Source organism: Stenotrophomonas sp. STEN035 (genome assembly GCF_056759935.1).
On record NZ_JBRRDY010000012.1, the window covers coordinates 112,676 to 121,966 of the forward strand.

Genomic DNA, 9,291 nt, shown 5'->3' on the forward strand with positions numbered 1-9,291 from the left:
GTTAGTTCGGGCACGGGAATGCGGACATCAGTGCCAGTTTTACGCCAACACTTCTATCCATATTGTGATGCTCGGGGTTCTCATCCGCCCACTTAAGGAAAATCAGGGCCCTTTGTTCAACGGTCACTCGGTCCGGAGGACAGTAAAGCGGCGTCGCAATAGGGTCTCCATCAGCCTCGGCCAAGAAGTATCCGTAGCAAACCCCAACCACCAACTCCTGTTCGCCTGACATCTGTTCGCCGCGCTGGAAGTTGCGCACCGGCTGGCATGCGCGTGAAAGGGCGCCAGTTGTGGCAGTTGAGAAATCACTAATGCCCGCAGACACCGGGAGCGGCGAAGCCCCTGCCAGCAGGACAGAAGCCGCCAAGATTTTCAGCGGATTGCGCAATTTATCCATACCCCCTCCTTGATGCCGCGAGGATAACAGGCGGCTGGCGGGGTTGCCTGTGGCTCCGTAGCGCATCCCGGCCCGTCATTCAACGGAGAGGGCTTCGGCAGGCACCTCCGTTGACTCAATCCCAAGGCCCTTCAGGCTCAAACCTGCGGGGCCTACTTTTTAACCACGGCATAGGCTGATCCCCGAACGGCTGGCGTATCTGTCCGCCGGCTTTGCCGTGTCCTATTTCAGACAGAAGAGGACAGATGAATGACCAATATCATCCAATTGACCGCAATAGACCGAGAGCCGCGCGCGGATAGCCGGGATATTGCCGGCCAGCTCGGTACAGGGCACCGCAGCACCTACCGCCTGATCACCCGCTATGGCGACAAGTTCGAACAGTTTGGAAAGGTGCGATTTGAAATCACACCTGTTGGTGGTAGCCGAACAGGACAGAAGGAAACATATGCGCTACTGAACGAGGATCAGTGCTACTTCCTGCTTTCGCTTTCCCGAAACCTGGACAAGGTGGTCGACTTGAAGGCAAGCCTGGTGCATGCGTTCGGAGAGGCTCGCCGCGCCGGTGTTGCCCAAGAGCTGACCGTCTGGCAGGAATTGCAGGCGCTGCAGCTTGCTGATGCCGACTCGTTGAGCCGCGCCTCCTTCGGTTCGCATCTGATGCTGGAACGCAAGCAGGCGTTGCCGAACTTGCGCCAGCGCCGCCTGCAACTTGAGCAAGAGTTCGCTCCGCAGCTGCTCGCCGGCTGATCCAGCCCGCAACCCGACACCCCAACGGCCCGCTCATGCGGGCTTTGTCATTTCTGGAGTCCCCATGAGCTACAGGTTCTACAATCCCGCCCCGGTCCTGATGGATCTACTGGGCCTCAAGCCCTGCGCCGAGGGCTCGCTGACCTTCTGCGATCTCGGGACGACCACGCCCAAGGGCACCTGGTCCGACCCTGACCAGGCCACCCCCAACTCCAACCCGGTTCTGCTCGATTCGGCCGGCCGAACTGACACCAATATCTGGCTCGATGGCGGCTACACCGTGACGCTGCGGGACGGCGACGGCGTGGTGGTCTGGACCCGCGACCTGGACAGCGGGCAGGGCTCAGGTGCCGCGCTGCCTCCGATGGAAGCGGACAAGTTCCTGACCAGCGATGGCAGCAACTGGCTGATGCAGGCCATCTTGCAGGTTCCGGACCCATCGGGCTCGGCTGACTACATCCTGGGCACTGATGGGTCCAACCTGATCTGGAAGGCCCCGCCGGAAGCGCCGCCTGCTGCCCAGGTCGATGGCCTTGACCGGGCTGTGATGAAGACCGGTGGCGACACCGATTGGCAGATCCTCAAGGGCACCGGCACGGCTCCAGTATCAGGACTCAACCAGACTACGCTGGCCATCACTTTCGCCAAGCCGTTCAAGACTGGCACTGTCCCGAGCGTCACGATCACTGCGACTCCAGGTACACAGCCGGGCGGCCCCGTTGTCTCATACCTCACGGCAGTGCCGACGGCCACCGGCTTCACCGTTGGTTTTGATGTCGCAGAGGGCAACACCTCACAGCAGAACATCGTCAGCCCTGTGGTGTTTCAGTGGGTTGCGCAAGGCCTGGTGGCGGCTTCCTGATGGCCATGATCCCCAAGCCGACCGCGCCTATTACTGGCGCGCTGCTCATCACTCGCGAGTGGTGGAACTACCTCAGCCAGATTCCGACGACCTTCAACGTTGACGATCTGTCGAAGCAGCTGGCGGAGATCCAGAGGGAGCTGGCCGCGTTATCCGGCAGCGGAACTGGAGGTGAAGTCAGGGGAGTTCTGCCGATTGTCTCGCAGGGCACGCTGGCAGGCGGGCTGGTGCAGATATCACTAGCCACCCTGCCAGATGCCGGCGGCGGCGAGTTACTGAAGATTGCGCGCGAGGGGCATGGACTCGTAGCCGGGACCTCTCCTGCGGCCCTCGCAGATCTTTCGGACGTTGAAGGCATTCCTGCTGGTGATGACGTCCTCCAATGGACTGGCGCCCAATGGGAGCCTCGGGCAATCGAACTCGGTGTCAACAACCTCGACGGTGGCCGGGCCAGCTCGGTCTACGGCGGCACCACTACAATCAATGGAGGGGGCGCCTGATGGCTGTCCAGATTCAACAGCGTGGCGATACGGCGGCGGCATGGACGGCCGCGAACCCGGTGCTGGCCGCAAGGGAGGTTGGCTGGGAAACCGACAGCCGGCGCAGCAAGATCGGTGACGGCGTGACGGCATGGAACTCGCTCGCCTATACCAACGCGACGGGCGGCAGCGCTGATCCAGTGGCCGCCGTCTCCATCGTCAGCGGCACAGCAACCGTGGATTGCGGAGCCGGTCTTGCCAAGAACTTCACGCTGGCCATGACGGCGAATGCCGCGCTAGTTGTGTCGAATCTGGCTGGCGCTGGAAAAATCAGCGAGTTCGAATTGCAGATCACTCAGGACGCCACCGGCAGCCGGACGCTGACTCTTCCTGCGGCCTTCAAGGCGCTGGGCGGCTCCGACACCGCGATATCGGCAGCGGCCAACTCGGTCACCATCCTGTCGGCCAAGACCTTTGACAACGGTACGACCTGGCGCTATGCCATGCAGGAGAGCGCGTAATGCTCCGGCGCCTGATGGTCGCAGGGGCTGGCGGCAGTGTCCTCCCAGATCCGTATTGGGCGAATGTCATTTCTCTTCTGCATTTTGATGCCGCAAACGGCACCACAACGTTCACAGATGCGGTGGCGGGGACAACTTGGAGCCGAGTCTCGGGAGCTGAGATAAGCACCACGAAGGCGCGCTTTGGCGGATCTAGTGCCAGCGTGCCTGCCGCAGTGAATAGCGGCTATGGGTGCATTACATCGAATGGCAACTCGGCCTTTGCATTTGGCACAGGCGATTTCACGATTGAGGGGTTTCTGAACGTAAGCACGTCAAAGAGCGGATTTAGGTTTGTCTTTGACACCCGTCCTACAGGGGTGAACGGGGCCTACCCGTCGTTGTATGTTGATGGGACAAACTTGGTTTACTACCAGGGGGGGGGAGCAAGAATTACCGGCACCACCGCGATTCCCCTTGTAGATGCATGGGTGCATTGGGCCGTCAGCAGGGTGTCCGGCGTCACGCGACTCTTCGTCAACGGCACCCAAGTAGGCTCCAGCTACACAGATGCAACCAACTATGCGAATCAGCGGTTCCGCCTCGGCAACACGTCTTCTGCGGATAACTTTGACAGTATTCTTGGCGGCTATCTGGACGAGTGCCGGATCACCAAGGGTGTCGGGCGTTACTCATCGGCTTTCACGCCACCGGCAGCTGCCTTCCCGAACTTTTGACTAACCATATTGGCCGTCCCAGCCCCTGAGACGCCCCGGCTTCAAGCTGGGCCATGCTCCCAAACCCCTACCGCTGGCTGGACAACCCCGACGCCTGCTACCTGTGCTTCAACTACCAGACGGTGGCGGTGCTGCAGCTGGAGGCGGGCAGGGTGGCCGGCACCCTCAACTGGCAAGGCCGGCCCTTCTGGTTCACGGCCGGCTCGCACCGCCAGGGCAAGATGTGGGTGGAGCGCTGGATTGCGGCGCGGGGTAAGGATCTGCCCAGCCGGCCGGTGAAGCCGCGCCGTCGATCGCGGGAGAAGCTGGTGCTGCAGGCGCTGATCAGCAAGCGTCCAGCGGCTGAGGTAAGGGTGCCGAGGTGAGCTTGGTAGTGCCGTGAGTGCACCCTATCGCCGCGTAACTCGTTGATACGTAAAGGCCGTTGTGGAGGCTTTCGGACCAGCGCTGCAACCCCATATTTCCTAGCCATTCCAACAACTTGCTGCGATCAGTGCCGATGCCTGGGGGGCAGAGGGTCGTCGGTTCAAATCCGGCCGTCCCGACCACTACTGTAGTACGAACAAGGGCTTGCGCTTAAGTGCGCGGGCCCTTTTTCGTTTTGGCTGCCAAGTGTCCACTGCTCCGGCAGCGCAACCCCGGTGCTGACTGCTTGCCATGGCGCTTCGGATCCGCCGAGGTAATGCTCGGTCGTGGAAGCAATCACGCAACGCATCCCGGTCAGGTCTACTTGTTCGTGGGTAATGGCTTTGATGCGGTCGCAAGTGCGGCTGCGTTCCTCCCAGTCGCCAGAAGTGATCGGTGAGGATGGGGAGTCGACGCAGGAGTCCCGTCCGGCAAGCAGCCCTCTGGCGTCTGCATGGACGAGATGCTGGCTTTCATTGCTCAAGGCATGACGCATTGATTGGATGCAGTGGAACAGAGATTGGCCGCCGCCGGCCTCCAAGCGATCCCGATGCAGGCTGCCCTCTGGGTGAATACCCAACGCATGAATCACGGGCGCGCAGGGCGGTATGCTCGGGCCGAGCCTAGGGCCGTCAGTGCCAGGTCGGGTCCGTGTCCTGCCCGTGTCGGGCTGATGTCGTCACGCAAGGCGGGGAAGGGCTGGATGATGTCGGTGAGCCAAACAACTGATTCAAGGGATCTTTCATGCACATCAACAGCGCCCGACTTCGCGAGCTCCGCACTGGCCGGCAATGGTCGCAGGAGCAGTTGGCCAATCTGAGCGGTTTGAACCTGAGGACCATCCAGCGCCTGGAGGCGGGCGCGAAGATCTCGACGGAATCCTTGCGGGCACTGGCTGCCGTCTTCGAGGTGCCTGCCGAAAGCCTGCTGACGGGCAATCCGTCGCCCAGTCAGCCAGCGCTGGAGGCGATGCGCGACGGCGTACTGCGCGGCCTGGAGTTCACCGGCACAACCCCGCGGGCGGATTTCTGGTGGTTTGCACTGGCTGTTGCGATGGTGCTTGCCTTCGCCCAGCTTTTCGCTGAGGCCATTGGCCAATGGGCGCTGGAGATCGCCTCGCTGCTGGTGTTGCTGCCCTGGATCGCGGCCTGCACCAGGCGACTGCGCGACGCCGGCTTGAACCCGTGGTGGCAGCTGATCAGTCTGGCGCCGGTTGGTGGCATCCTGGTGCTGCTCTATCTGCTCACGTATCCCACCAGGGCGAAGGAGCCGGCCGAGGTGATTAGAGGTTGAGGTTGGCTCTGCAGGATTGTTCGATCTCATCCCAAGCGACAGCAGGGAGCTAGCATCGGCCCTCCGCCTTCCGGCCAGCCATGCTCCCTGACGGTTTTAAATGGGCCAAGGTGGCCGACTTCGAAAGCCAACTAACGGCGATTTACGTCAACGAGCTCGCCGTATCCCGGCTGGTCGAGCGGCTGGACGGATCGTGGTTCGTTAGCCTCGCGTACCACTTGCCTCCACCTGGTGGAGCGGTGCTGCATCCGCCGCGCAACTGCCGGAGCTACGAGACCGGCAAGGCGGGATGCGAGGAATGGGCGCGGCGGAATGAGCGCAGATTGCGAGCTGAGACGGCAGAGATAGCGTTCAAGAAGTGGGGACATCGGTAGCGTCAGCTGCCTCTGAACTTGTCATTGCGCGGGCCCGTCTCGTTGTGATTCGTTTCGGCTCTGGCACGGTGCTGCGCGTGAAATGGTCGCGCCAGCACGCAGGTATCAGCCTTGGTAGGCAAACCTTGGCTGGGGCACGCCTTCGACAGTTACCTGTTCCACGAACATCGCATAGGGTCGGGCCCACATGCCCAGGTCACCATACAAGGGCTTGTAGAGGACCAGAGCTTCCAGTGTTTCGCTGCTACGGGCGAGGCCGATGACTTCGTACTCGCCGCCTTTGAAATGGCGATAGCGTCCAAGCGCGAGACTGGGAAGAGGCGGAAGGTCGGACATTGACGATTTCTCTGTCGGGTAGGGCGGCGGATCGTAGCAGCCGGAAGAAAGGGCTGCCCGCGCATTGAAAACGAGGCCGATGCCGATCCATGGCGAGAGGTGCATATTGGCTCAAGCATGCTTGTGCCGGTCAAACCCCGAAGAACATTGGAAACCTTGCCTCAATGCATTGATGTAACCCGGTCGCTGATTTCCGATCAGGTCAGGGGCCGCCAAGAGTGAATGGCTACTCGCGTCTATCCTCAGCGCTTGCCCAGGTAGCCTTCCAGGACTTGCCTGGCCAGCGTCAGGTTGGCCACGATGGTGGGGCCGAGGAGCGCCCGCGTGGCTGGGCCGTTGGTGAGGCTAAGGCCACGAATATCGAGAGACTGCCTGATGCGCTTGCCCACGAATCTCTCCAGCATTGGAGATGCGGGTAATGAGGCGCGGATCTCACGCATCTCGATGATCGCCTCGCGCCAGGCTTTCTCATCCGGGGTGGCTGAAGAGAAGACGGTGATAAGCCTGTCCAAGGTGTTCAACATGTCGTGAAGCAGCTCGTCTTTGGCCACGTTCCTCTCCTTCTACAAAGGGCGGATTTTACTGGCTGGCAGATGGGCATTCAAACCTGCAGCTGCAGCGCAATGCTGCGGGTAGCGCTGTTGTGTTCAGTGGACGGTTGGCGCGGAGGCCATTCCGGCAATCCAAGTCCTTGGCTGTAGTCCTTGGCGCTCTCTCCCATAATCGATACGTGCGTGCAATGCTCTCGCACGAGGCGTCGAATGCAGTGCTCCACCGAGTTGGCGGAAGGCCGCAAGGTCATCACAATCTGTTGCTGGTCTGCTGCCGAGAATAGGGCAGTCGCCCTGGAGAGCATCCATGAAATCTATTGTTCTTTGTACCCTTGCCTTGTTGATGTCCGCTGCGGTCGCGGGCTGTGCACCGAAAAATGACGCGAAGACCGATACCGCCGCGCCGCGCGTAGGCATGGCCAATCCTGCATCCGAGTATTGCGTGAAGAAGGGCGGCAAGGTCGAGATCAAGAAGAACAGCGAAGGTGGCGAGTACTGCATCTGCCACCTTGCCGATGGCACCCAGATCGAAGAGTGGGAGCTGTTCCGGCGCGATAACGCAGCTGGCACCAAATAGGGGCTGGCTTTCTGGCTTGGATGGCCGCCAACATCTGTGCGCATCGTGTTTCAACGACGAGCAGGATGCGCGAAGCCCAGTCATGCGTGATGCGATGTAGTGCCGAGCCATGCTCGGCTCGTTGCCATCATTCGCGCGAAAACCGCTGCCGATACTGCATGGGCGTGAGCTTGGTCAGCTCCTTGAACATCCGCTGCAGGTTCGAGTCGCTGCTGAAGCCAAGTTCGTTGCTGATGCTTGAAAGCGATGCCGAGGTCAGCGTCAAGCGCTCGGCTACCTGCGCAAGTTTTATTCGGCGCGAATACGTTGCTGCGGGGCAGCCGGTTTCGCCCTTCACCTTGCGCGCAAGTGTGCGGCCAGACATCTCCAGTAGTTCTGCGAGCTTGTCCACGGTCAGTTGATCGGCAGGCAATGTCTCGACCAATGCGTGCAGCTTGCGCAGCAGGCTGCTGGATTGCTGGATGAGGCTCAGCGCCTGGAAGGCATCGTGGGTCTGCGCCGGCCTTGGCAGCACCATCAGCTTGACCAGATCCTGCAGGATGGCGGGGCTGACTGCCTGTTCGATCAGATGCTGCGCAATCGGCAGGTAGCCGCTGACGCCGCTTGCCGTGGCTTGTCGCGCTGCGTAGATGCAGGTGTTCTCTGCTTGCCAGCGTATCTTCGGATGGCGCTTGCTCAGGTTGTCGAGCAGCCACCAGGTGGCGGTGGCGGCTTGCCCATCCAGACGTCCACTGGCTGCAGCGAGGCTGACGCCCACACAGTAACTCCACAACCGCGAGCGCTTGGGGAGCCGCGCAAGCGCTCTTATCAGTGCGGCGTTGTTGTGCAGCGTGGCTTCTACCTCGGCTGCGGATTCGGCCCAGAACCCGGGTACGAGCACGGCGTCGAGAAGTGGGTCGTCGACGCTGCCATGGGCCTGCATTTCCAGACCTTGGCTGCAGTTGACCGGCCCGGCTTTCAAGCCGACGAAACGGGTTTGGAACAGCGGCTTGCCGGTGCGGCGATTGGTTGCATGCAGCAGATCGGCGAAGCCAAGCAGGCCGGCAGGCATGCAGCCGGGATAGAGCAGGAGGCCGATCTGGCAGGTTCTTGGCATGGCCGGAATTGAATGGAATATGGCGTTTCTCGCCATTATCGACCAGGCTGCGCCGGCTCACCATGGGGCCTCTTTCTACCGGCCAAGCCATGAAAATCCAGCAGCTCCGCAACGCTACGATCATTGTCGAAATCGGCCCGCATCGGATCCTGGTCGATCCGATGCTGGCGGGCAGGGCGGCGCTGCCGCCGCTGCGCCTGTTTGCCGGTCTGCAACGTAACCCGCTGGTGGATCTGCCAGCTGAAGCCGAACCGGCGCTGCAGTCGGTCACCCACTGTTTGATTACCCACTGTCAGAAGGGCCACTTCGATCATCTGGACCGTGCCGGCAAACGCTGGTTGCGTGAGCGTCGCATTCCGGTGATCTGCACGCCGCATGATGCTGGGCATCTGGCGACGCGCGGTTTGAACGTGCAGCCGTTGCCTGAGGCGCATGAACTTGGCAGTCCATTTCTGGACGGAAACATTCGTACCGTGCGCTGCACTCACGGCCGCGGTGTGATCGGGCGCTTCATGGAGCACGGCGTGGGCTATCTGATTGAGATGCCCGGCGAGCCTAGTCTGTATCTGTCTGGAGATACCGTGCTTACGCCCGCCGTCGAAGACTTTGTGCGCAGGCATCAGCCGGATATCTGTGTCATTCCAGCCGGCGGCGCGCGCTTTGATCTTGGCGGCGAGATCATCATGGGGGTGGATGAGGCGCTGGCGTTTACGCGAATTGCCGAAGGCCTTGTTGTTGCCAACCATCTGGAGGCGTTGAGCCATTGCCCTGTGAGTCGGCAGGCGTTGCTGCTGGCTGCGCAGGAGGCTGGGCTGGCGGATCGCCTGCGGGTTCCCGCTGATGGTGAGGTGCTCGAGTTCTGAGCAAGGGTAGTGCCGAGCCATGCTCGGCAAGGGGAGTTAACGGGAAAGCCTCATGCCGAGCATGGCTCGGC

The 9,291-nt window shown here is 61.3% G+C and carries 14 protein-coding genes; 9 read left to right on the plus strand and 5 right to left on the minus strand.

All coding sequences use genetic code 11. The features are described 5' to 3' along the window. Position 1: 1 nt before the first annotated feature. On the minus strand, positions 2-397 hold the full coding sequence (locus tag ACVOLL_RS08785) for a Rap1a/Tai family immunity protein (RefSeq protein ID WP_481512546.1): 396 nt from the start codon (positions 395-397) through the stop codon (positions 2-4). A gap of 249 nt (positions 398-646) precedes the next feature. On the opposite strand from ACVOLL_RS08785, the gene ACVOLL_RS08790 reads away from it, so the two are divergent. The 6 genes from ACVOLL_RS08790 (at position 647) to ACVOLL_RS08815 (ending at position 4,090) form a co-directional block, all read left to right on the plus strand. Next, entirely contained in the window at positions 647-1,147 is a 501-nt protein-coding gene (locus ACVOLL_RS08790) for a Rha family transcriptional regulator (protein ID WP_481512547.1), read from the plus strand. A gap of 64 nt (positions 1,148-1,211) precedes the next feature. Further along, positions 1,212-2,009, plus strand: coding sequence for a hypothetical protein (locus ACVOLL_RS08795; protein ID WP_481512548.1), 798 nt, complete (start codon positions 1,212-1,214; stop codon positions 2,007-2,009). Continuing rightward, positions 2,009-2,509 carry a hypothetical protein gene (locus ACVOLL_RS08800; RefSeq protein WP_481512549.1) on the plus strand — a complete coding sequence of 167 codons (501 nt, stop codon included), beginning with the start codon at positions 2,009-2,011 and terminating at the stop codon, positions 2,507-2,509. The genes ACVOLL_RS08795 and ACVOLL_RS08800 overlap by 1 nt, the downstream gene beginning before the upstream one ends. Next, positions 2,509-3,009, plus strand: a complete 501-nt coding sequence (locus ACVOLL_RS08805; RefSeq protein WP_481512550.1) for a hyaluronate lyase N-terminal domain-containing protein — start codon at positions 2,509-2,511, stop codon at positions 3,007-3,009. Before ACVOLL_RS08800 ends, ACVOLL_RS08805 begins: the two co-directional genes overlap by 1 nt. Beyond that, a complete protein-coding gene (locus ACVOLL_RS08810) occupies positions 3,009-3,725 on the plus strand; it encodes a LamG-like jellyroll fold domain-containing protein (RefSeq protein WP_481512551.1) in 717 nt (238 codons plus the stop codon). Before ACVOLL_RS08805 ends, ACVOLL_RS08810 begins: the two co-directional genes overlap by 1 nt. Positions 3,726-3,778: 53 nt before the next feature. Next, the gene (locus tag ACVOLL_RS08815) at positions 3,779-4,090 is read left to right on the plus strand and encodes a hypothetical protein (RefSeq protein WP_481512552.1); all 312 of its coding nucleotides are present in this window, start codon (positions 3,779-3,781) and stop codon (positions 4,088-4,090) included. Positions 4,091-4,251: 161 nt separating this feature from the next. On the opposite strand, the gene ACVOLL_RS08820 is transcribed toward ACVOLL_RS08815, so the two are convergent. Then, on the minus strand, positions 4,252-4,626 hold the full coding sequence (locus ACVOLL_RS08820) for a hypothetical protein (RefSeq protein ID WP_481512553.1): 375 nt from the start codon (positions 4,624-4,626) through the stop codon (positions 4,252-4,254). Between the two features lie 248 nt (positions 4,627-4,874). Here ACVOLL_RS08820 and ACVOLL_RS08825 point away from each other — a divergent pair, with 248 nt between their 5' ends. Further along, positions 4,875-5,423: a DUF805 domain-containing protein gene (locus ACVOLL_RS08825; RefSeq protein ID WP_481512554.1), complete on the plus strand. Its 549-nt coding sequence runs from the start codon at positions 4,875-4,877 to the stop codon at positions 5,421-5,423. 479 nt (positions 5,424-5,902) lie between these two features. Here ACVOLL_RS08825 and ACVOLL_RS08830 read toward each other — a convergent pair whose 3' ends face one another. Next, positions 5,903-6,133 (minus strand): DUF1653 domain-containing protein, encoded by a 231-nt coding sequence (locus ACVOLL_RS08830; RefSeq protein WP_481512555.1) that lies wholly within the window; start codon positions 6,131-6,133, stop codon positions 5,903-5,905. 242 nt (positions 6,134-6,375) lie between these two features. Next, positions 6,376-6,684 (minus strand): hypothetical protein, encoded by a 309-nt coding sequence (locus ACVOLL_RS08835; protein ID WP_481512556.1) that lies wholly within the window; start codon positions 6,682-6,684, stop codon positions 6,376-6,378. A 307-nt stretch (positions 6,685-6,991) separates the two neighbouring features. Between ACVOLL_RS08835 and ACVOLL_RS08840 the strand changes: the two genes are divergently transcribed. Then, a complete protein-coding gene (locus tag ACVOLL_RS08840) occupies positions 6,992-7,261 on the plus strand; it encodes a putative hemolysin (RefSeq protein ID WP_481512557.1) in 270 nt (89 codons plus the stop codon). Positions 7,262-7,388: 127 nt separating this feature from the next. Here the strand turns inward: ACVOLL_RS08840 and ACVOLL_RS08845 are convergent, their stop codons facing one another. Further along, positions 7,389-8,357 (minus strand): GlxA family transcriptional regulator, encoded by a 969-nt coding sequence (locus ACVOLL_RS08845; protein WP_481512558.1) that lies wholly within the window; start codon positions 8,355-8,357, stop codon positions 7,389-7,391. Here ACVOLL_RS08845 and ACVOLL_RS08850 point away from each other — a divergent pair. Next, positions 8,351-9,220: an MBL fold metallo-hydrolase gene (locus ACVOLL_RS08850; protein WP_481512559.1), complete on the plus strand. Its 870-nt coding sequence runs from the start codon at positions 8,351-8,353 to the stop codon at positions 9,218-9,220. The two genes, ACVOLL_RS08845 and ACVOLL_RS08850, sit on opposite strands and share 7 nt — an antisense overlap. Positions 9,221-9,291: the final 71 nt, after the last annotated feature.

What these genes read in the sequence shown, in the direction of transcription:
- ACVOLL_RS08785 (WP_481512546.1), bottom strand. Translation starts at nt 397, where the DNA reads ATGGATAAATTGCGCAATCCGCTGAAAATCTTGGCGGCTTCTGTCCTG.
- ACVOLL_RS08790 (WP_481512547.1), top strand. Translation starts at nt 647, where the DNA reads ATGACCAATATCATCCAATTGACCGCAATAGACCGAGAGCCGCGCGCG.
- ACVOLL_RS08795 (WP_481512548.1), top strand. Translation starts at nt 1,212, where the DNA reads ATGAGCTACAGGTTCTACAATCCCGCCCCGGTCCTGATGGATCTACTG.
- ACVOLL_RS08800 (WP_481512549.1), top strand. Translation starts at nt 2,009, where the DNA reads ATGGCCATGATCCCCAAGCCGACCGCGCCTATTACTGGCGCGCTGCTC.
- ACVOLL_RS08805 (WP_481512550.1), top strand. Translation starts at nt 2,509, where the DNA reads ATGGCTGTCCAGATTCAACAGCGTGGCGATACGGCGGCGGCATGGACG.
- ACVOLL_RS08810 (WP_481512551.1), top strand. Translation starts at nt 3,009, where the DNA reads ATGCTCCGGCGCCTGATGGTCGCAGGGGCTGGCGGCAGTGTCCTCCCA.
- ACVOLL_RS08815 (WP_481512552.1), top strand. Translation starts at nt 3,779, where the DNA reads ATGCTCCCAAACCCCTACCGCTGGCTGGACAACCCCGACGCCTGCTAC.
- ACVOLL_RS08820 (WP_481512553.1), bottom strand. Translation starts at nt 4,626, where the DNA reads ATGCGTCATGCCTTGAGCAATGAAAGCCAGCATCTCGTCCATGCAGAC.
- ACVOLL_RS08825 (WP_481512554.1), top strand. Translation starts at nt 4,875, where the DNA reads ATGCACATCAACAGCGCCCGACTTCGCGAGCTCCGCACTGGCCGGCAA.
- ACVOLL_RS08830 (WP_481512555.1), bottom strand. Translation starts at nt 6,133, where the DNA reads ATGTCCGACCTTCCGCCTCTTCCCAGTCTCGCGCTTGGACGCTATCGC.
- ACVOLL_RS08840 (WP_481512557.1), top strand. Translation starts at nt 6,992, where the DNA reads ATGAAATCTATTGTTCTTTGTACCCTTGCCTTGTTGATGTCCGCTGCG.
- ACVOLL_RS08845 (WP_481512558.1), bottom strand. Translation starts at nt 8,357, where the DNA reads ATGCCAAGAACCTGCCAGATCGGCCTCCTGCTCTATCCCGGCTGCATG.